This is a genomic window from Acinetobacter sp. 148 (genome assembly GCF_031196675.1).
In the GTDB taxonomy this organism is placed as follows: Bacteria; Pseudomonadota; Gammaproteobacteria; order Pseudomonadales; family Moraxellaceae; genus Acinetobacter; species Acinetobacter baumannii.
Window position 1 is genome coordinate 25768 of record NZ_JAVIMT010000006.1, and the last position, 22436, is coordinate 48203.

A 22436-nucleotide genomic window follows, 5' to 3' on the forward strand; every position below is an offset into this window, starting at 1 on the left:
CAATCTTTAATCTGGCAATCATCTTTAAGCACCTAACCCAACAAAAATTTGGTGTATCACCAAAAGTAGTAAAAGGTAAAAACACAAATTGAAAATACTGGGTAATGCAATCCAGCCTTGTGCAATCCATTTGTTGGTTAAGGGACTTAACCAGCGAAAACATATATATGCAAAAATGGCTTGGACGAGCAAAGCAGGCACGTAAATACCGTAGACATTAAACTCACCCATGCGCTGTGGCTCCTGTAAGCGTACGATCTGCATTCATTTGGTTTGATGAAACATGACACATGCTATAAGCAATATTATTTAGTGAAATAAATAATCTTTGACGCAGAGTCATATCTTCAATATTTGAAGCAAGTTGTTTAAGTTCAAATAAGGTTTGGTGAATGTGCTGTACCAATACATCACTTTCACCTTTTTCATTTTCTTTAGCTCTAAATAGCTCATCTAAATCTTGTTGCAAACGGCCAATGTGATGGGCCAATTCTGAAGATGTCGGAACTTGATTTGCTAGCTCTTGTAGTCGGCTTAAATCAATGATCGCACTTGATTCAACCAAAGCCTGTTGAATAGATTTTTTAATCTCTTCTGACTGAACCATTTTAGTATTTAAGACACCAACACGGTCTAACATCCCCCGTAAGTGAACTTTAAATTCAATACCATAAGGAATGTATATGGCTTGGCGCATCGCACGGTAATGTAAAGCCAAAATACGGTTTGCACTGGTATCGGATGACATGGCACGCACAACATCAATAACGACTAATGACACCAATACGCCCATGACCATACCAAATGAGCTATCTAAATAAGACACTGCGTCCATGCTGTAAGCATTGTGCAAGTTCAGCCCCATCATGGTATTAATACCTAGCACCATCCCGACCGGCATGAGTGCCTGATTCGCCATCATGGAAACCGCAAACAAGAACATTGGTAATAAAACGAGTCCAAGTTCCCAAAACGTTGTGACATGAGGGAAAATACCAAACGCGTAAATAAAAACTAAAACCGCCGAAGCCACACTGCCCCATATAAAAATACGTAAGACAGGAACAGGGTTATCTAGGGCTGTTAAGATACAGGCAGTTACTGCACCGATCTGTGCCATCATGAACCCAGCTTTCCAGCCAGAAAGAATCCACACACCAGTCACAATAAATGTAATCAGCACTGCACTAATACCACCTCTGACTGCCACACCATGATCTCGGTGTAAACTTGGATATTTAGTCGTCATAGGGGTAATGTTATCTGGAATCTCTTTATTACCTTGCTTGATGCGTTGCCATAAAACTTTTACAGCTAAAACATTACTAATGAAATGACGCACATCCATTTTCATGGCAGCCAATAACACTTGCTGATGTTCAGAAGCCGAATCATTTAAGTTCAAGAAATCATTTTCAAACTCGTCAGGTAACTGCAGAATATTTTCATCAGTCATCTGATCTTTTTGTTCCAGAAAATGAATCACATGCCCTGAAAGCTGCTTTAATTTATCTGAATGACTTTCAATAAAATTGAGTTCTTGCAGTTGTTTAATTCGTTCAGATAAGGCAACCAAGTTTGCAACCACCATCGACATTTGATGGAGCATTTCTTGCAAAGGTTTGGTCATACCATGCAACTCACCTTTTTCATAGCTCAAGTGAACTGCCAGAGCATGAATATCGGTTGTATCACGAGTAATAGCAGCTAAAAGCTGTGTATTGTTTTGCTGTTGATCTGCATTTAACAAATTAGCAAACAGGTTTTCTGTATCTTTGAGGGTTTTCGTTACACGCTGTTTGATTGCCGAACCAATATGCATGGGCAAAATAGTCGCAGACACAACCGCACTCGAAATCACACCAATTGAAATCTCAAGTACACGAGCCAAAGCAATATCAAAAATATTGTACTGATCAATATAAGTAATCGCGTTATACACAATCATTGCGGTTGAATAACCTGCCAACATAAATGCATAACTGCGAGGAGTACGGTCTAATAAAGACACATAAAGCGCAAAGCCCACCCATAGTGATAACACAACCGTAAAGATCCACGGCGTATTAATCAGATGCGGAGTAATGGTTAAGGCAATAATGGCCCCGCCTACCGTTCCCAATAAACGATAAACACACTTAGACGACACCATACCCGAATAAGGATTGGCGATAATCAGGACGGTACCGATCGACCACATTGGATTAATCAGGTCTAATTCGAACGAAACAAATAATGCCAACATACCGGCAATAAATGTCTTTATTGCAAAAATTAGATCAAGCTTACTCGGGCGGAAAGCCAGTATTTGCTTTAATAACATGAACTCATCTCAAATATAGATTTGAACTGATGAGCATGCTCATCAGTGTCCGTTTGCTTTTAAAAAAAGACAATACGACTTTGTCATTTGCCTATAAGACAAATGAGTTAATGAGAGCATCCTTCAATACAATGATTTTTCCTACATCTCTGCATGATGTACCGAGATGATTTCAGTTTGACCGCTATTTATACGACCAAGCTTAGGAAAGAAGAGACATCGAGAAAGCCGGTAGAATAAACCAATTTCTCGATTAGATATTTTGTTGCACAATTTTTTCAAATTAAAGTGATTTAGTCAACTAAAATATCTTTATTTGATAATTTGATATGTTTTTAGTTAATCATATATGATGTGTGAATCAAGAGAACTTTTCTGATTCTGAGCGTAAAATATTTAAATCAGGTAGTTATCTTGGAATTGAGACAAAGCTTCAATTTTTCTGTTATAAGAACTCAAGTGTGACCCGTTTATTAAGGATACGAATAAGACATCATGGCAATTTCAAGTTTTGGCAAAATTTTAACCGTACTGGATTTATTTTCCGTTTCACGACCAGTGATTAATGTCGATATTATTTGCGAAGAACTTGGCTTGTCTAAACCGACCAGCTACCGTTATCTGAAAGAACTCGTATCAGCCGACTTATTAAAACGTATTAATGGTACTTCTGGCGATTACACTTTAGGCTCAAAAATAGCAGTTCTTGACTATGTATCTAGAACAACCGACCCATTGGTCCAAATCAGCACGCCATTTATGCGAAATATTGTAGAGCGTACTGAACTTTGCTGTTTACTCACCTATTTAAATGATGACTACTGCATTGATATTCATCATGAGATTTTTAAAGATACTGAATTACTTTCATATGGTCGAGGCTGCCCACGCCCAATTTATGTTGGGGCCTCACCAAAAACGATGGTTTCACATTTAAGCAAACAACGCATGCATGACTACTATGAACGTTTTCAACATGAGCTGTCTGAATCAGGTTTTGCTGTAGACGAACCTAGCTTTATTCAACGTATGCGTAAAATAAAAAAACAAGGCTTCTATTTCTCGCAAGGTGAGATTGACCCCAATGTTTCAGGGCTTGCTGTACCCGTTCGTTTTTCGAGTAAAGAAGTTCCTTTGGCTTTAACGTTAGTCGCATCAAAGAACCGCTTTGATTTTTTAAATATTGAAAAGTTGATTGAAATTTTGCAAGAAAACGCGGCATTGATTGAGCAGCGCTTTATGGAACTTTCAGAAAAGGGCGAGATCTAAAATAATATTTTTGATAATTTAAAGTTTTCTTACACTTTGAAGCATTGAAAATATCAAAATATTCTCATATTATGATTTTAGCACCTATTGATGATTCTTTTCATCAGCAGCTCATCAATAGTAGGCTCTCCCTCAGAGGAATAAGCTCATGTTGCCATCATGGGCTTTTTTCTTGCCCAATTTTTAGAAAAAACTTATGAAAATTTGAACTGACGAAAAGTCAAATTAATGCGTGGTTGTAAAATCTTGGTTGAACGATTTAAACGGTGTTGCCAATATTGTTGAGTCTCACCACGCATCACAATAAGTTGACCCGGTTGTAACCACATCTCAACTTTTTCTTTGGTTTGAATATGCCTAAAAGAGAATTTCCGCGTTGCTCCAAAACTTAAAGAGGCAATTGTAGTGGTTCTGGCTAAAGACACATCCGAATCACTATGCCAAGCCATTCCTTGTGTTCCATCTTCATACAGGTTTGCCAAGCAAGAATTAAATTTTTCTGAAAGGATCTGCTCTACTTGCTGTTTTAGCTGAGCAAGTGCTTTGTCCCACGGTAAAGAATCACGAAAGACACCAGAATATTTATATCGATAATGCTCATCTCCATACCAAGCAACTTTACGAGGTGTTATAAAGTGCTTGCCATATAGCTTCGCTTCATCATGTCGCCACGCCAAATGGTGGTACAAATAATGAAAATATTGTTCAGCTTCTTCGACAGTTAAAATACATCCATAATCCTGAACCTCACCATCATAAGGCAATAAATTTGAACAAGGTTCTGGAGAAAATAAATCTAGTGTCATGCAATCTCCCCTTGCTGCTTAGCCATTTCCCAAGCTAACAATGCCAGTTTACGCCCTTTTTGCCAATGGTACTCACCGACCATTCCTGTTGCGCGAATGACCCGATGACATGGAATTAAATACGCAATCGGATTTTGGCCAATTGCTGTAGCCACTGCTCTGACTGCCTTAGGTTTTCCAATTTGCTCAGCAATATCTTGATAGGTTCGTAACTGTCCTTCGGGAATAGTAAGCAGTGCCTCCCATACTTGTAGCTGAAATGGTGTTCCTGCAAGATTAAGCGGTAATTTCTGCTGTAAATGTTCTGAGAAATCTTGTCTAAACCACTGTGCAATCTGTTGATGCCAAATCGGAGAGTGATTTTTTAACTGAGCTTTCGGAAAATACTGTTTAACGATTTCTTGTATGTTCTCACTGTGATCAACAAAGCGAACAGAACAAATCCCTTTATCACTACTTACTACCAATAAGTCACCAAATGGACTCGTTTCAACTGAATAATTCAGTTCAACGCCATCACCTTGCTGCTTGTATTCACCAGGGGTCATCCCTTCAAGCTGAATAAACAAATCATGTAAACGACCCGTACCCGACAGTCCAGTATTTAAAGCAGTATCTAATAAGCTACGTTGCTGCATTAAATAATATTTTGCTTGCTGTAAACTCATATATTGCACAAACTTCTTAGGGCTAATGCCTACCCATTCTTGGAACTGCCGCTGGATATAACTCGGGCTTAAATTCATATATGTAGCGACATCTTCTAAGCTTGGTTGCTGGTCTAGATGTTCATATAAATATTCAATAATTGTGGCAATCGCAGCAAATTGCCGAGAAGAAAGCATTTGCATCTGTCACCTCCTTAGTACTCAATCTTACTTTAAAGTAGCCAAGACCCCATGACGACCCGATTCTTGCACTTTCCAATAAAAAAGCCTTTCTCAAGGAAAGGCTTTTTGAACATCTTCTTAACTTTATGGCTGCTTTAAGTATGGCCATGCAGCTTTTAAATAAATAAACATTGACCATAAAGTCAGAATAACGGCGGTATATAACAAAGCATAGGCCAATACTTCTAAAGGCTGCCAATTCAACAGGAATACGCTAATCGCAATCATTTGAAATGCAGTTTTATATTTACCGACTGTTGATACGGCTACACTGGTCCGCGCGCCAAGTTCTGCCATCCACTCACGTAAAGCAGACACAGTAATTTCCCGTGAAATAATAACAATTGCAGCGAAAGCCATTGCAATTGTCGGTTTCCACTGCACTAAAACAATAAGTGCAGCTGCAACCATAAGTTTATCTGCAACCGGGTCTAGGAAACGGCCAAATGCTGAAGTCTGGTTTAAAGTTCGTGCTAAATAACCATCAAACCAGTCGGTTACGGCAGCCAGCACGAAAATAGCCGTTAAGATAATATGACGTGTCATACTTCCTACGTGCTCACCAATACCTATTGCAGGCGGCCAATATGCAATCACCAAAAATACAGGAATAAGCGCAATACGCGCCAAAGTTAGGATATTTGGGATATTCAGGATTCGCCCTGTGGTCATAAACACCGCCAATTTAGTCTTCACGCATCTTTTAACAGACAAAGACACATACTTCAATATTGTATCTATCTGTAACAGCCACTTTATACGAAATATGTGAATCGAGAAAGTAGATTACTTAGGTAAATACCGTAACAGTTTGCCGCAAGATTGCAATTAAATGATCATTTTGATCCCAAAGATATGCATATTCTGTGGAGTACCCCTCAGCTGCATATTCAGTAGTTACTTTATATTTAAACCAGTCACACAACTGGTGCCGAACTGGATGAACATAAGTAATATGCCATGATAAAGAACTTGCAGGTGCGACTTGCTTAAACATAGGCAAAACACCTGGTGGCCAAATATCCATAAGAACAATCAAATCAGATAATGTCATTTGACGATTCGCATGCTGCTCTGGTGAGAACCTTGACCAGCCACCAAAGTCGGGGTGTTTACTTCCCGTTACCGGATAATTCCCCTCAGCCCAACAGACTTCAAAATGCTGAAAGCATTCAGGCATATGTTTCGCAAAAGGAAAGACAGATAAGTTTTCAGGTGGTACATAAGCAGGGACGACTGGCTCTTGCTTTACCTCAATACTCGATGCACGAGAAGCCCCAAAACTTGCAACCAAAATCGTTTGTACTGCATCATCTTGCCATAAACGTGCTTCAAGCGTAGTGACTGACTTTCCTTCTCTTAAAACTTCAATAGTCAATCGGGCAGCGCCTTGTTGTACAGGGCCTACAAAAGTAACACTACAACTTAATAATCTTTTATTTGAATCTTGAATATAGGAGCATGCTTTTTGCATTAATAACCCAGCAACAAGACCACCAAAAACGGTGCGGTCCTGTAACCATCCTGCAGGTATATCAATCCATTCATTTTGTTTTACATCTTCCCATAGTTGCAGTAATGACATTCATATCCCTAAATCATGCGCATGATTAAGAAATATCTTTCATCATTTTGACCAATATGTGAATGATCATTCAGCTATTAATTTACGAGCGCTTTTGTCACTCATCTTCTCAAGACATGACTACTCATGCAAAATTTTATAAATCGTTCTTGCCATCACTTCACCTAAGCCCGGCACGACTGTCAGTTCTTTTTCAGATGCTTTTAACACACCTTGAATCCCACCAAAATGTGTTAATAAATCTCGACGGCGTTTAGGTCCTAAGCCCGGAATTGCTTCTAAAACTGAAGTACTGCGGCGTTTATCACGTTTAGCGCGGTGTTTAGTAATGGCAAAACGGTGAGCTTCATCACGTACCTGTTGAATCAAATGTAGCGCCTTACTATCTTCAGGTAACTGGATTTTTGTGCCATCGGTAAAATGAAGCGTTTCAAGCCCCGGTTTACGGCCTTCACCTTTTGATACACCTATCATAAAAGCTTCTAACCCAAGCTCTTGCATTACTTCCATGGCCATATGGAGCTGGCCTTTACCACCATCAATTAAAAGCAGATCTGGTAACATTGCCTTTTTATAGCGACGCGTTAAAGCTTGGCGCATTGCTGCATAATCGTCACCCGCAGTAATATCTTGAATGGCAAATTGGCGATAGTCCCGTTTACGTGCTCCACCTTGGTCAAACACTACGCATGATGCAATCGGTGCTTCACCCATAGTATGGCTAATATCAAAACATTCAATCCGATCAATTGGACGGCCAACTACCTGCTCAAGCTGGTGGAAACGCTCATTGAGTTCTAAGTGATTACTCAACTGCCCTTTAATTGCATGTTGAACATTCATTTCGGCAAGTTCTAACCATTCGGCACGTGTTTCTCGTACACTGCTCTTAATCTGGACTTTCTTTTCAAACTGCTGTGCTAAGGCTTCTTCCAACTCTTTACGGTCAGGTAAGGCAGTATTCACAATCAGTTCGCTTGGTACTTCATCGGCAACCTGAAAGTAAAAGTTTGCCATAAAGTCACTTAGCATTTGACCAAGGTCATCGCCTAACATATCAGGAAAATAACTTTTACCTCCTAACATACGACCGTTACGTACATGCATAATCTGCACACATGTCACGCCAGCCTGATAGGCAATTGCCAAAATATCAGCTTCACCTTTCACTTTGAAAACGGCTTGCTGTGCTTGTACTTCGCGAAGTAAAGACAACCGATCCCGATAAAAAACAGCTTTTTCAAATTCAAGATCTGCCGCTGCCTGTTCCATTTTCGCAATCAGTTCCTGGTTTAACTCTTTAGTATCACCTTGTAAGAAACGAATACTGTTATTCACATCTTCTTTGTAATCTTCTGGCGAGACCAAACCTACACAAGGGGCCGAACAACGTTTGATTTGATATTGCAAACATGGACGTTTGCGCTGTGAAAAGTAACTATTTTCACATTGGCGAATATTAAAAAGCTTTTGTAAAACCAGTAAGGTATCTCGGGCACTATAAGCACTTGGATAAGGCCCAAAGAATTTACCAATTTGGTGCTTACCTTTGCCACGTCCACTGGCAATTCGTGGATACGGTTTATCTGCCGATACAAAGATATAGACGTATGACTTGTCGTCTCGCAGCATAATGTTATAAGGCGGACGATGTTGTTTAATTAAGTTTTGTTCTAAAAGCAGCGCTTCGGTTTCTGAACGTGTAACTAGCGTTTCAATATCATAAATTCGAGCGACTAAAGCTTGAGTTTTCGGATGCTCAATGGTTTTAACAAAATAACTCGACACCCGATTTTTTAGATTTTTAGCTTTACCAACATATAACAACTCCCCCTCTTTCCCTAGCATCTTATAAACGCCTGGAAGTTGGGTCAGATTAGCTAAAATTTTTTCAATATGGGGACGAGCGTTTTGATTCACTATTGGCATACATGGCTTAATATTGAATACCTAATGTGATGTTTTCACCTTTACTTTTCAAGTGCTTTACTGTGCCAGAACCTAAATTTGAAAAGGGATAGGAAAGTAGCCCGACAAAGTGTGTCGTACTTCCTTAAGAATCGAGGCGATAGTAGCTATATTTAACGTCTTTTTCTTTATAGACCGCATAGGTTTTTTGACGAAAATCTGAGAACCAGCCATTGCCTGTGTAACCTGCAATATGACCATATGTGTGTCCACTTGTTCGCTCAATAATATAAATATCGCCTTCTTGTGGACGGTTAAAAGCAGGTTTAATTTTCTTATAACCGTTCTTCTCAAGTGTATGCCCCCAGTCTGAAGCTGCTACCGGATGCTTAGACACATCGGCGCCTGCTGCTTGTAAAGCAATACGAATATTCTTGGCACATTTTTCTTTACTGTGCTTTGCAGACATACTTTCAAGCTTACTTGAGAACTTATGTAGATCAATATTTTGATCTTCCGATTTATGTCGTTTAGAAGCCGATCGATGATATTTTTTATTTCCCGAAGAAGCTTTGCTTAACATCGCTTTTGTTTTTAAGTCACCTTGAGAACTTTCTTCTTTTCTCACTTTGATATGGTGAACATATGCATGAGCTGCGTGATGAGCATGAGCCATTGTAAAACCTACTTCCGCTAACCAAGTCTTCGAAAAAACCGCGCCATTGTAGAATCAAAATTATCTGTTGGCTTTTAATAGTTGTAACAAATTGCCAGCACTGTGAAATGAGTCACAGAATTCGTTAAGTACTGTACAGCATAAAAAAACGCCCTTTCGAACTTACTAAAGATTGGTCAATCCCATCTATTTCAACACGATTGACCAAGCACTTATAGAGAGTTTCAGATTAGTTTAAATTATTTAAATAAACTGTTCGCTCTGCAGTTTTTTGAATAAAGCATTGTGTATATTGCATTTCCTGATTTTGCTTACGCATCTCAGCGGTCCAATAATCGGATTGCTTTTGGTAAGTTTCTAAGTCTTTTTCAGGAATTTCATCTACAGTCTTTTGTGCCAGCACCTTACATTCAACATCACGTTTTTTAAACCAATCCGATTGATCTTGTTTAAATTGAGTTTTTTTATCGGCACTCAATTTATCCCAAGTCAGATTTAAGCGTTCCACTTGCTTCGCTTTGTCAGCATCCAATTCTTTTTTACGAACATCCATGGCTTCCTGAGCCAGAGCAGTCTGCTCTTCATTATTTTGCTCAGATATTTGCAGATTTTCTTCAATATTTTCTTCAATCAACTCATTTTCTTTAACATAAGCTGCATATTGCACAGCTTTAGTGGCAACAAAAACCAATCCTTCAATCACACTATTTTGAGTTGGCAAGTCAAACACCAAACCTTCTTTATCTGTTTTTGTAATGTTATAGAAAAAGTCACCTTTCAATTGATCATTTTCAAGGGTCAAAGAGGATTCATTATCCGAAAAATAGTCATTGAGCGTATCCGATTCTTTATCAGAATGACGCAACTCTTCAATATATGCTTTTTCCGCACGTTTTTGTAAACCTTTAGGAAATGAAACAACCAATTGGCTTTCACAGCTGAGTTGTGTATTTTTTTGGCTTTCATCTTCTAACGGTAAAGTGCGAACATTTTTAATTTCAAACTTCAAACCGTGATTAATTTTATTAAGAATATCCGTATCAACCTGATATTGACTTTGCCTTAAACTACGTTCGATTTGTTTCAAATATTCTTTTTTCAAAGAGGTTTGAATCTGATTTAAATTATCAGGGTACGTACAGCTCCAATCCGAAATTGCTTCGACTTTTTCTGTTTTTGATTTTGGCTCTGGCTTAGATTTACCACATCCAGTCAATATCACTGCTGCAGTGAATGTAGTTATTACTAAAGCTTGTTTCATCACCGTATTCATTTATATTCCACGCAAATTTTTAAAATTTATTAAGTACAAGAAAGGCATATATTTACCAATCGCCTTATCATCCCAATAATTAAAATAGAATTCACCTGAAATTTTAAATAAAATACTCCCCACGCTAATAATCATCGTTTTAAATGCATAAAAATAAATCTAAATTATTTAAATAATCACAATAAAAAAAACGCCCTTTCGGGCGCTTTCATTAAAATACGTATGGTCGAACAAAAATCAGGAAGAAAATTCCAAGCATGAGGAACCATTTCAAGAAGTAATACAACTTACGATTACTAGCTTTTAAAGCTTTAGCTTTAATACGAATTTGATAAACATAACCAAAGGCTTTATTTAAGCCCCCTGTTTGGTCACCTGTTTCATTCGGTGAGCTTGCCGCAGTCATTACGTTACGACCAAACCAATGATTGAAACGTTCCATCCATTTTACTTTCATTGGACGTTCAACATCGGCAAAGAAGATGATACGGTTTTGATCGGTCTTATTTTCAGCATAGTGAATATAAGTTTCGTCAAACACGACACTTTGACCGTCACGCCAAGAGTATCTTTCACCATCTACATCAATGAAACAACGGTCATCATTTGGAGTAATCAGACCCAAATGATAACGGAGTGACCCTGCATAGGGATCACGGTGTTTTACCAAACGGCTGTCAGGAGCAAGTTCTGTAAACATTGCCGCTTTAATCGTTGGTAATGTTTTGAGTAAAGCCGTTGTTTTTGGGCAAAGTTCAGCAGCTGAAGGATGGCTTGATTCATACCACTTGAGGTAAAAACGTTTCCACCCTGTTTTAAAGAACGAGTTAAAACCTAAATCATTGTAGGTACTTGATGCTTTAATCCCACCTTGGTCATATAAAGCTTTCGCTTCATCTCGAATCATTTCCCAATTTTCATCTAACACTTTTAAATCTTTAAAGTGTTGAGTGTCGATATAGGGTTGATTCGGTACCTTTGAAAAGATGTACATTAAAAAGTTAATCGGTGCGAGCAAGGTTGAATGGTCAAAAAATTGACGATAAAACGAGTGACGCACTTTGCCGCGATGTTGGATATACAATGCAGATATCACAAAAATCGCTAATATGATCCACTTAATCATATTGCTACTCTTTCAAAGTTTAGGGCAACCTTACCTTAATTTTCTAAGGTAATAGCAACCGGAAGTTTATTTAATTGGCGCAAATTTTAACAAAATTGACTTATAAAAAGCGAATGTAAAAAATTAAACAGTGCATTTCGGAAAATTAAGAGGCCTTAATATAAAAAAAGCGCTTAATTTGTGGTGGTGATCATTCATTAGAAAATTGTGACTTTGTAGTCGATTTTTTTTAGACATTACCCCAGAACAATTGACCTTTTTGACAAGAAGTGAATAGGATAAAATTCTCATTTTTTATATAAAAAATTAAAGATTTATACTTTTTATAAATAAAAACTTAAATTAAAACAAAAGCCTTTACTCAGCAGCTATCTCTATGATTTTCTTTATGCATTTAATTGGTATGAATTCAATTAAAAATAAGATGACCCTTGCGTCACGGCTTGATACAACTTGTCGGGTTCTTTTTAGATATAGTTATCGTAAGATTAGCGAAGCATAAATGTGTACCGGAGCTGTACACACGCTTCATAACATCAACTTAGAAATCCTCCAAAACTAAGGAGATCAGGCATGATCCACGCTGGCAATGCCATTACCGTCCAAATGCTTGCGGACGGAATTGCAGAATTCCGCTTTGACTTACAAGGTGAGTCGGTCAATAAATTCAACCGTGCAACAATTGAAGATTTCAAAGCTGCTATCGCGGCTGTAAAAGCTAATAACGATATTAAAGGCTTAGTTGTTACCTCGGGCAAATCTACATTCATTGTTGGTGCAGATATTACCGAATTTGGTCAAAACTTTGCACAAGGCGAAAAAGCGATTGTTGACTGGCTTATGCCTGTTCACGAAATCTTCAATAGCTTTGAAGATTTAGACCTTCCAAAAGTTGCTGCTATTAACGGCATGGCTTTGGGTGGTGGTTTTGAAATGTGTTTAGTTTGTGACTATCGCGTGATGTCAGAAGCTGCACAAGTCGGTTTACCAGAAATCAAACTCGGTATTTACCCTGGTTTCGGTGGTAGTGTTCGTTTAAGCCGTCTTATTGGTATTGATAATGCAGTTGAATGGATGGCAATGGCTACTCCAAAGAAACCGGCTGCTGCACTTAAAGATGGCGCTGTAGATGCTGTGGTTGCTGCGGACAAATTACTTGACGCTGCTACTGATCTGGTTAAGCAAGCGATTTCTGGTCGTTTAAACTGGAAAGCAAAACGCCAAGAAAAACTTGAAGCTGTAAAATTGAACCCACTTGAACAAATGATGGCGTTTAACACAGCAAAAGGTGCGGTACTTGCTAAAGCAAATCCTGCTCAATACCCTGCTCCAAAATTATTACTTGATTCATTACAAGCTGGTGCAAGCCTTGCACGTGATGAAGCGTTAAAAGCTGAGGCTGAAGGCTTTGCCAAAGCAGCCGTAACTCCTCAAGCTGAAGCATTAATTGGTTTATTCATTAATGACCAAGTTGTTAAAAAAGCATCTAAGCAACATGAAAAAGGTGCTCATCCTGTAAACCAAGCTGCTGTACTTGGCGCAGGTATCATGGGTGGTGGTATTGCTTATCAAGCGGCAAGCAAAGGCACTCCAATCATCATGAAGGATATTGGTAACCCACAACTTGCATTAGGTATGAAAGAAGCAAACAACTTGTTAACCAAGCAAGTTGAACGCAAGAAAATGAAACCTGCGCAAATGGGTGAAACACTTGCTCGCATCCGTCCTACTTTAAGCTACGAAGAGTTTAAAGAAGTCGACATCGTGATCGAAGCGGTAACTGAAAATCCAAAAGTAAAAGAAATCGTACTTGCTGAAACTGAGAAAAATGTTCGTGAAAACACGATCATTGCTTCTAACACCTCTACTATTTCAATTACACGTTTAGCAAAAGCATTACAACGTCCTGAAAACTTTGTTGGTATGCACTTCTTCAACCCAGTTCACATGATGCCACTTGTTGAAGTTATTCGTGGTGAAAAAACTTCTGAAGAAGCAATTGCAACTACGGTCGTTCTTGCTCAAAAAATGGGTAAAACACCAATCGTTGTAAATGACTGCCCAGGATTCTTGGTTAACCGTGTATTGTTCCCTTACTTCGGTGCATTTGACCTTCTTGTAAAAGACGGCGCAGATTTCCAGCAAATCGACAATGTAATGTCTAAGTTCGGTTGGCCAATGGGTCCTGCTTATCTGATCGATGTTGTAGGTATCGATACAGGTGTACATGGTGCTGAAGTGATGGCTGAAGGTTTCCCTGACCGTATGAAGCCAGACTACAAAGGCGCGATCGAAGCAATGTACGAAGCGAAGCGTCTTGGTCAAAAGAATGATGTAGGTTTCTACAAATACGAACTCGATAAGAAAGGCAAGAAAGCAAAAACTGTTGATCCAACAGCGTATGAAGTGATTGCTCCATTCGTAACTGGCGAAAAACGCGAATTTGATAACCAAGAAATTATTGACCGTATGATGCTTGCTCTTTGCAATGAAACTGTTCGTTGCTTAGAAGACAACATTGTAGCGACTGCGTCTGAGGCAGACATGGCAATGATTATGGGTATTGGTTTCCCTCCATTCCGTGGTGGTCCATGCCGTTACATCGACCAAACAGGTGTTGCTGAATACGTTGCACTTTGCGACAAATATGCGCACTTAGGTAAGGCTTATGAAGCGCCACAAATGTTGCGCGACATGGCTGCTAACAACAAAAAATTCTACGGTTAAGGAGCGACGTGAATGGCTACTTTAAATCCACGTGACGTTGTGATTGTTGATGGCGTTCGTTCTGCCATGGGCAAATCTAAAAACGGTATGTTCCGTAATGTACGTGCCGACAGTTTATCTGCTGAACTTGTACGTGCGCTCGTTGCCCGTAACCAGTTTGATGTAAATGAAGTTGAAGACCTGATTTGGGGCTGTGTAAACCAGACCCTAGAACAAGGTATGAACATTGGCCGTAACATCGGTTTATTGGCTGGCTTGCCTAAAACTGTGGCTGGTCAAACAGTTAACCGTCTTTGTGGTTCTTCTATGCAGGCAATCCACACTGCGGCTGCACAAATTGCAACAAACCAAGGTGATATCTTCATTATTGGTGGTGTAGAGCACATGGGCCACGTAGGTATGATGCACGGCATCGACCTTAACCCTGAAGCATCTAAACACTACGCTAAAGCATCTAACATGATGGGCTTAACTGCTGAAATGTTAGGTCGCATGAACGGCATTACCCGTGAAGAACAAGATGCATTCGGTGTTGAATCTCACCGTCGTGCTTGGGCTGCAACTCAAGAAGGCCGTTTCAAAAATGAAATCATTGGTGTTGAAGGCCACGATGCAAATGGCTTTAAAATCCTTTGCGACATCGACGAAGTGATTCGTCCAGATGCAAATCTTGAAGCGTTCAAAGCATTAAAACCTGTATTTGACCCTAAAGGTGGTTCAGTAACAGCAGCAACATCTTCTGCTCTTTCTGATGGCGCTTCTGCAATGTTGCTTATGTCTGCTGAACGTGCACAAGCATTAGGTTTAAAACCACGTGCCGTGATCCGCTCTATGGCGGTTGCTGGTTGTGATGCAGCAATCATGGGTTATGGTCCAGTTCCAGCAACTCAAAAAGCGCTTAAACGTGCTGGCTTATCAATTGCTGATATCCAGACTGTTGAGTTAAATGAAGCATTTGCTGCACAAGGCTTGTCTGTTCTTAAAGGCTTAGGTCTATATGACAAACAAGACATCGTGAACTTAAATGGTGGTGCAATCGCTCTTGGTCACCCACTAGGCTGTTCAGGTGCTCGTATCACCACTACGTTGTTAAATGTAATGGAACAACAAGATACTCAAATCGGTCTTGCAACGATGTGTATCGGCCTTGGTCAAGGTATCGCAACAGTGATCGAACGTGTTTAATTAACACCAAGATAAAAAAATCCCCGCTATGTGCGGGGATTTTTTTATAAAGCAAACTTTTCACCAACATTCATTTCATAAATTTTTTTAGTTAAAATTCCTTTTAACCTTTCATATTCATTTTTAATTTCACTAATCGAAATGTAACAATCAACATTATTATTAAAAACTATTTCTGATAACAAAGATAAATCCATTAACTCTATGTTTGAATTAATTATTTGATAAGGACTAATAATTACATTAGTGTTTTTATAAGAAATTACTAAAATTGGAAAAAGTTTCAATATAAGTTTATCTTCTATCAATATTGATGAATTACCCCACCATTGATTATAGTGACTTCTTACAATCTCAAAAATATGATCATTTTCATGTTGAGCTGGGTCAACAAAGTTGTTTATTTCTATTTCTGACCAATCAAAATTATATTCATAAATTTGATCAAATGGCTCACTTTCAACTTTCGTCAAAAACATAATATCAATATATTCTCTATCATATTGCTCAGTATCAGCACATTCATTTAACTCATAAAAATTTATTTTAAAATCATTATCTCTAACATACTTAACTTCATTTAAGAAATCAAATAAAATTCTTAGCTGTTTATAAGATTCACCATTTATTATTAATACTTTTTCATCATCAATATAATTTACTACTTTTCTTACCACAGAGTTATTATTAGTTAGAATATATACATCATCGTATTCTAAAATGTCTAAAATCGACAATTTAGTATCTTTAAATTTGAATTTATACTCTTCCCAGCCAGAGATATTTGTCTTATCTCTAAACACTAACTTATTTAACACTTTTGCTTCTATATTTTTGTCCTGATCATGATTCAAATTCAAATACTCAGTCATTAATTTAATTACATCAGACTTATGTTTTTTTTCAAAACTAGACTTCCATTTATCTCTATTAACCTCTAAAGCATCATTAGCTTTTTCACCAAAATAATCTAACATAATAGAAAAAGGAAAATTAATAAATGTGTTTTTAGTATTTTGCCCTCTAAAACCAACAAACCGATCACTGACCTCATTATATTCAAGTGAAAAATTGTATGCTACATTCCGTTCATTACTCCAATTAAAATTGAACTCTAATTTTTTTGAGTTTTTTATAAAAATAGGTGAGTAAGAAAAAATTTTATAGATACTTTCTAAAAAAACTCTCTTAGATTCTTCAAAAATTATATTCATATCTAATTTTGAATTATTTTTCTTAAGACTTTCAAAAAAATTATCCAAAATTAGTCCAGTTGATTTAATATAGAATGATAACTCAGTACCAACTTTACTTTTAAAATCATATTTTTTTGTTATAAAACAATAACCTTTCTTTCCTCCTAAAGGGCTACTCATTTTAATATCTAAGCTTTCATTAGCATAAAAGCTTTTAGTTACAAAGTGAATATCTCTATAATCTTCGGGTAGATCTTTTGATAAAAGAAAACAACTATGCAAACCTATACCAAATTCACCAGATGGTTTCATCCAAGTAGGCATTTCTTTAATTAGCTTATTCTTATTAATATTATTTTTTGAACCAGCCATACTTTGCATATATTTTAAATCATCAGATGATATACCAATACCATTATCTTTGATAGTAACCTGCCAAACTCCAATACTTTTATTATTTTCATCTTTAATATCATTAATTAATATTTCTAATGGATATTTTTCTAGAATTTTCCTAAACTCATCATTATAAGGATTCATATTCTTCAGAAATTCTTGATCCTCTTCCAACCAGATTCTAAGCATAGTTGCATCAATAGAATTTTGGATCAATTCACGATAAATACTTAAATCACTACTGTATAAATTTGCTCCCTGCAATAATTCCATGCCATTTTTTTCATCAATAGTAAACTTCATCGGTTTATTATTTAAAAGTATTTTTTCTTTTTTCACACCTTTATCATATTTTACCTCCATCCTCACTTCTAATTGCTCAATTGTCGGTAGTGAACCAAATTTTAAACTTGGTACGATTAAATTCCATTGAGACATCTGATTTTGGAATTCTTCACGTATCCATCCAAACCAATTTTGAGTTTCGACATAAGACATCTCATCAGGACATTCTGCAACTAGCTTTACTGTTCGTTTATCAAGCTGAAATTCACGCAATGACAGATGTTTATTATTATGATGTTTACTTACTGAAGGCATATTACTGACATGCTTTGCCATAACAGGGCAAAAACGGTTGTCATCTAAATCAAATAAATCACCTAAACGAAGTAAACATCCTATAAAGCGCGGATGACAATCTTCTGTACCTAAACCTGTCTGTTTATAAGGTAACGTTTCCATTAAAATATCAAAACTCATACCATGAGAAACACAAATTTGTCCTAAATAACGATAAATTCGGTTCGGTAAAAGTTCTGTTCTAGGTGATGTTATTCCTAAATCTTTGAAAGGGTCTTCAACCAATTTTCCAACTCTTTTGTCATGCCCTCTTCTAAACCATTCCGCAATTAGTTGGCGATATTTTTCCACCCCATCAAAAGGATGATCTACAGTACCAATTGCTGATAACCAATTATTTTCGACATAAGCTTGGCAAAATTTCTGTAAATCATGTCCTTTTTCATTCGCGATTGTTTGGATCATAAAATTGAAGTCAGGATTTGAATGCACGTCTTTAGCATTTTTTGCATCTACTAACATTCCTACGTCATGCCAATATGCAGCTTCAAGAATTAACCATGCATCTGTGGCACTTAACAAATCAACATCTTCACCAAGAACACGTTCGATATTCACTAATATTTGTTGTGAGTGTGATGCATTATGATTACTAAAGTGCGGATAAAATCCCCCAATATTTTCTAATGCCTTTCCTACTAACTTTTGATCGAACTCCCACTGAGCATATAAAATTGCAACGTTAGCATCTGCTTCGCATTTATTCTTGAGGTGCTGAATTAATCTTGTACTCATATCTTTATTTTTAAATAAGTATAGTTACACCCATAATAACGCAACTTTTACTTTTCGATCAAAATAACAGATTCTTTTTAAATAAAAATCCCCGCTCAATGCGGGGATTTTTTTATCGACCAGCTAATCCATTCTCGATTTTCTTCTGCAAATCTATAATGTCATCAATATTTACTTTCATCGTACCTTCACGAAAAGCATCGACATTACTTCGGTAAATTTTCAGAGGCTCTAACATCTTAAAAATACCATTGGTTGGATCAGAAGACTGTATCCCACCCGCTACCGCTAAAATATATTCTTGTAGAAATGGAGAAAGTTGAGACAAATCAGGCTGTGCCATAACTGGCTGATAATCTACCGTAGTCATGCCTTCAGGGACTAAAGCATTTTGTATATCGTAATGCGTTTTATACTCATGATGTTGCAGCGCCTGACGCACTTTTTTATCTTCTTGGAAGGGTACAAATCCTACCTCTTCACGTAGCTCAGATTCAGCCATAACGCGAATTGTTGGTAAAGTAGCCACTTCTCCTGCTTGAACAGTCGGTAAACCCATAAAAGCAAATGCAGCAATGAAGGCTGATTGTTTTAGAAAGTTCATAACTTGCTCCAAAAATCACTCACCCTATTTTCAACTAAAAGATGATGATTAAATTAAAAGTATCTATAAATAGGCTACAACAAAGTCGAATTTGATTCAGTAAGGCTCAGATAAACGGTAAATATAATTAAAATTTTTAATGTAATAGTAAGAGACTTTATTTATTCAAGAATGAAATTTATATAAAACACTCTATAACTTGGACAAAAGAAAAGTGTTCAGATTATAGAGTGCAATTTAACTTATTGGTTTTATTTGCTGTCTAACATCTGTTTTAAAGAATCAACTAATTGCGGAAATTTCGTATAACCTTCTCTACCCAAAAAATGCCCACCATTAGGAACGGTAATGTGCGGCGCATCAATTTCTTTCGCCAATTCAATCGTCAGTTTGGGCGGAACCAAATCATCATTATCCGATAAATACACCAGCTTTTTCTTTATGTCCTTAAAGTAATTTGTATCGACTTTACTCTTCGTTATATAACTATTAAGAACAGAAGAAACTGAAATGTAACCAGAAAATCCGGATACTAAAATCATTCCTCCAATATTTTGATAGTCATGTCTTTGCAAAAAGTGCAGTAACGTAATCACCCCTAAACTGTGCGCAACAAAATAGGTATTTTCATCCACCTTAGGGATCTGTTGATCTAAAACTTTCTGCCATGCATCTACGTCTGGATTCTCAGCATCTGGAAATGGAATTAAAGTAACCGTTGTATTTTCATTTTCTATTTGATGTTTTAAATCTAGAAACCAATGATCATCGATAGAAGCAGAGTAACCGTGAAGCACAAATATTTGACGCATGTTCTTCTCCTGAAGTTCAAGTGTTTTGGCATTTGCAACAAATGACATTAATCCGAATATCACCAATAAAATGAGTTTTCTAATCATTGAACAAGTACCATTTTGAAATATAAAAACATGCTAAACTATGACACCACTGTTAAGGTCAACCCATATTTTATGAACCTAGCTAAAGTTTCCGAGCTCACAAAAGTAAGCCCACGTATGCTGCGGTATTATGAAAATTTAGGGCTTATACAGCCTCATCGAGCGAGTAATAATTATCGAAGTTATACGCAAAAAGATATTGAAAATATTAAGAAAATTAAAATATTAAATGACGCAGGTATGAACCTGAAAGACATTCATGTTTTATTGCCATGTTTTGATTTAGATGAACGGGTATTTACGCTGTGTCCAGTGGTTCAAGAAAAACTGCAAACAGAACTTAAGCATGTGTCCGATCAGTTAAACAAACTGCAAACTTCTCAAAGTTTATTACAATCTTTCTTGGCAAAAGGAAAAGCTGAGAGCACCAATATTTAAAAAGTGATGCTCCTCCTATAGCTATTCTTTTAACTCTCCTTCCAAGGCAGCTACATTCTTTTTCTTAATTTTTTCAATTTTTGCATTAAGTTTTAAAACGTCTTGATACAGTGCATTAAACTTTTTGACCTGAGCATTTTCATGGAAAAGTATCATCTGATCTTTCTTTTGCCATGGATAAGTTTTTAAAAGCTTAAACATTTCTTCTGCTTTATCTAAAATTTGTAGCTCAATCATAAAAATTGCATGGTCCTGATCGGCTTTTTGCTGAGCTCCTAATTTTATTTCGAGGATTTGTCTCATCTCTTTATCAACAGACAGTTCCTGAATTTTTGCCAAGAAGGTTTTATGAATTTTTTCATATTCGGATTGATACTTATCTGAAGCTCTGCGAACATCGGCTAGCATTTTTTCGGTTTCAGCATATTTTTGTTTTTTATCATGATCTAAACGGTCAACATTTAAAAACGTATCCCATTTCGCAGCTTTTAATTCTCTTAAATATTCATTACGTGCATTTACATTTTGGACCCAATAACTCAAAAGAAACTCTGAGACTTGTTTGTAGTGTCCTGCCAGCCGTTTATCGTGAATATCAAGTTGTACAGGTTTAGTCCAGTCTTGGGCCTGATCATAAAGCTGATTCATTTTTTCAGTCATTACCACATCAAACATTTGACTGCTATCTTTGGCTTGCTGCTGTTTTATATGTTGATAGGTAAAAAAAACAATACTCGTAATAACAACCAGACTTGCAATTGCAATCAAAACTCGGCGCATACACACCTCCTATTTCCATTCTTATAGTTTTGCTCTTTATAGTTATAAAATAGAGCTTATAGCTCTTTATATGCCATTTATTTCACAATACGCAACACTCTATTCTCTATTCAATGCTTTAAATCCGTGTACATCACCCCTATTATGATGGGTAAATTATATTTATGAGATTCTCCCATGCGTGTTGATGTCTGGTCTGATGTAGTATGCCCTTTCTGCTATATCGGCAAAAAACGCCTTGAACATGTCGCTGCCGAGGCAGGTATCGAGCTTGATATTCACTGGCATAGTTTCGAACTAGATCCTGATGCTCCCGCAAAACATGACACTTCAAATACTGAGCGTTTGGCTAAAAAATATGGCCGTACCTATGAAGAGATGGAAGAAATGGAACGCAACATTGCGGCCATGGCTGCTTCTGAAGGTATTGACTTCCAATGGCAAAAAGCCAACTCAGGCAATAGCTTTAATGCACACCGTATTATCCACCTTGCACAAAGTAAAGGTTTAGGAAACGAAGCAAAAGAAGCCTTTTTCCATGCTTATATGACTGAAGGTTTAACTATTGGCGAACGCGAAGTTGTAGAAGAAATTGCTTCTCGTATTGGCCTTGATAATGCCGAAGTTGAATATGTACTCGATACAAATGAGTTGGCTGACTTTGTTCGTCATGATGAAAAAATTGCACATGAGCAACTCAATGTAACTGGCGTACCTTTCTTTGTATTTGACCAAAGAATCGCACTTGCAGGAGCACAACCTCGTGAAGTGTTTTTACAAGTACTAGAACAAGCACAACTCAAGGCAAATGCTGAAAATATCGAGCAAGATGACGCAGCTGTTTGTAATGATGAAACATGCGATATTCCACAAAATAAATAGGCTTAATAATAAAGTGTGAACGAGTCGTATGTTTTATCACCATTTTAGCAATAGAGCGTTCTAAAAAAAGAACTATTCAATTGTTTAAAATCGGTT

19 protein-coding genes are annotated in these 22436 nt (G+C 37.2%); 5 read left to right on the forward strand and 14 right to left on the reverse strand.

Features of this window, described 5'->3' with window-relative positions:
- Positions 1–24: 24 nt before the first annotated feature.
- Together RFX69_RS01270 and RFX69_RS01275 are read right to left on the reverse strand one after the other, a co-directional pair.
- Complete coding sequence (locus RFX69_RS01270) at positions 25–231, reverse strand: DUF1656 domain-containing protein (RefSeq protein WP_000503613.1); 207 nt, start codon at positions 229–231, stop codon at positions 25–27.
- The gene (locus RFX69_RS01275) at positions 224–2323 is read right to left on the reverse strand and encodes an FUSC family protein (RefSeq protein WP_289332643.1); all 2100 of its coding nucleotides are present in this window, start codon (positions 2321–2323) and stop codon (positions 224–226) included. The genes RFX69_RS01270 and RFX69_RS01275 overlap by 8 nt, the downstream gene beginning before the upstream one ends.
- A gap of 495 nt (positions 2324–2818) precedes the next feature.
- On the opposite strand from RFX69_RS01275, the gene RFX69_RS01280 reads away from it, so the two are divergent.
- Positions 2819–3592, forward strand: coding sequence for an IclR family transcriptional regulator (locus tag RFX69_RS01280; protein ID WP_001018361.1), 774 nt, complete (start codon positions 2819–2821; stop codon positions 3590–3592).
- Between the two features lie 194 nt (positions 3593–3786).
- Here the strand turns inward: RFX69_RS01280 and RFX69_RS01285 are convergent, their stop codons facing one another.
- The 8 genes from RFX69_RS01285 to lpxO form a co-directional block, all read right to left on the reverse strand.
- On the reverse strand, positions 3787–4398 hold the full coding sequence (locus RFX69_RS01285; RefSeq protein WP_000171261.1) for an alpha-ketoglutarate-dependent dioxygenase AlkB: 612 nt from the start codon (positions 4396–4398) through the stop codon (positions 3787–3789).
- On the reverse strand, positions 4395–5249 hold the full coding sequence (locus tag RFX69_RS01290; RefSeq protein WP_001178154.1) for a methylated-DNA--[protein]-cysteine S-methyltransferase: 855 nt from the start codon (positions 5247–5249) through the stop codon (positions 4395–4397). The genes RFX69_RS01285 and RFX69_RS01290 overlap by 4 nt, the downstream gene beginning before the upstream one ends.
- A gap of 123 nt (positions 5250–5372) precedes the next feature.
- Entirely contained in the window at positions 5373–5960 is a 588-nt protein-coding gene (gene pgsA, locus RFX69_RS01295) for a CDP-diacylglycerol--glycerol-3-phosphate 3-phosphatidyltransferase (RefSeq protein ID WP_000206941.1), read from the reverse strand.
- Positions 5961–6078: 118 nt separating this feature from the next.
- Positions 6079–6873, reverse strand: a complete 795-nt coding sequence (locus RFX69_RS01300; RefSeq protein ID WP_289332644.1) for a thioesterase family protein — start codon at positions 6871–6873, stop codon at positions 6079–6081.
- A gap of 120 nt (positions 6874–6993) precedes the next feature.
- On the reverse strand, positions 6994–8793 hold the full coding sequence (uvrC, locus tag RFX69_RS01305) for an excinuclease ABC subunit UvrC (RefSeq protein WP_271056082.1): 1800 nt from the start codon (positions 8791–8793) through the stop codon (positions 6994–6996).
- Positions 8794–8926: 133 nt separating this feature from the next.
- Positions 8927–9457, reverse strand: coding sequence for a CHAP domain-containing protein (locus RFX69_RS01310; protein WP_005129844.1), 531 nt, complete (start codon positions 9455–9457; stop codon positions 8927–8929).
- Between the two features lie 229 nt (positions 9458–9686).
- The gene (locus RFX69_RS01315) at positions 9687–10730 is read right to left on the reverse strand and encodes a lysozyme inhibitor LprI family protein (protein ID WP_005129845.1); all 1044 of its coding nucleotides are present in this window, start codon (positions 10728–10730) and stop codon (positions 9687–9689) included.
- A 211-nt stretch (positions 10731–10941) separates the two neighbouring features.
- Positions 10942–11856: a lipid A hydroxylase LpxO gene (gene lpxO, locus RFX69_RS01325; RefSeq protein WP_000598896.1), complete on the reverse strand. Its 915-nt coding sequence runs from the start codon at positions 11854–11856 to the stop codon at positions 10942–10944.
- A 573-nt stretch (positions 11857–12429) separates the two neighbouring features.
- Between lpxO and fadB the strand changes: the two genes are divergently transcribed.
- Positions 12430–14583 (forward strand): fatty acid oxidation complex subunit alpha FadB, encoded by a 2154-nt coding sequence (gene fadB, locus RFX69_RS01330; protein WP_000580938.1) that lies wholly within the window; start codon positions 12430–12432, stop codon positions 14581–14583.
- 12 nt (positions 14584–14595) lie between these two features.
- Positions 14596–15768 (forward strand): acetyl-CoA C-acyltransferase FadA, encoded by a 1173-nt coding sequence (gene fadA / locus RFX69_RS01335; RefSeq protein ID WP_000212712.1) that lies wholly within the window; start codon positions 14596–14598, stop codon positions 15766–15768.
- Positions 15769–15812: 44 nt separating this feature from the next.
- Here the strand turns inward: fadA and RFX69_RS01340 are convergent, their stop codons facing one another.
- The 3 genes from RFX69_RS01340 to RFX69_RS01350 form a co-directional block, all read right to left on the reverse strand.
- Entirely contained in the window at positions 15813–18737 is a 2925-nt protein-coding gene (locus RFX69_RS01340; RefSeq protein WP_271056035.1) for an ATP-binding protein, read from the reverse strand.
- 112 nt (positions 18738–18849) lie between these two features.
- A complete protein-coding gene (locus RFX69_RS01345; protein WP_289332645.1) occupies positions 18850–19341 on the reverse strand; it encodes a hypothetical protein in 492 nt (163 codons plus the stop codon).
- A gap of 251 nt (positions 19342–19592) precedes the next feature.
- On the reverse strand, positions 19593–20240 hold the full coding sequence (locus RFX69_RS01350) for an alpha/beta hydrolase (RefSeq protein ID WP_289332646.1): 648 nt from the start codon (positions 20238–20240) through the stop codon (positions 19593–19595).
- A 72-nt stretch (positions 20241–20312) separates the two neighbouring features.
- Here RFX69_RS01350 and RFX69_RS01355 point away from each other — a divergent pair, with 72 nt between their 5' ends.
- Positions 20313–20678, forward strand: coding sequence for a MerR family transcriptional regulator (locus RFX69_RS01355; protein ID WP_001046657.1), 366 nt, complete (start codon positions 20313–20315; stop codon positions 20676–20678).
- A 21-nt stretch (positions 20679–20699) separates the two neighbouring features.
- On the opposite strand, the gene RFX69_RS01360 is transcribed toward RFX69_RS01355, so the two are convergent.
- Positions 20700–21458, reverse strand: coding sequence for a hypothetical protein (locus RFX69_RS01360; RefSeq protein WP_001255246.1), 759 nt, complete (start codon positions 21456–21458; stop codon positions 20700–20702).
- A 177-nt stretch (positions 21459–21635) separates the two neighbouring features.
- Between RFX69_RS01360 and RFX69_RS01365 the strand changes: the two genes are divergently transcribed.
- Positions 21636–22340 (forward strand): DsbA family oxidoreductase, encoded by a 705-nt coding sequence (locus RFX69_RS01365; RefSeq protein ID WP_072618202.1) that lies wholly within the window; start codon positions 21636–21638, stop codon positions 22338–22340.
- Positions 22341–22436: the final 96 nt, after the last annotated feature.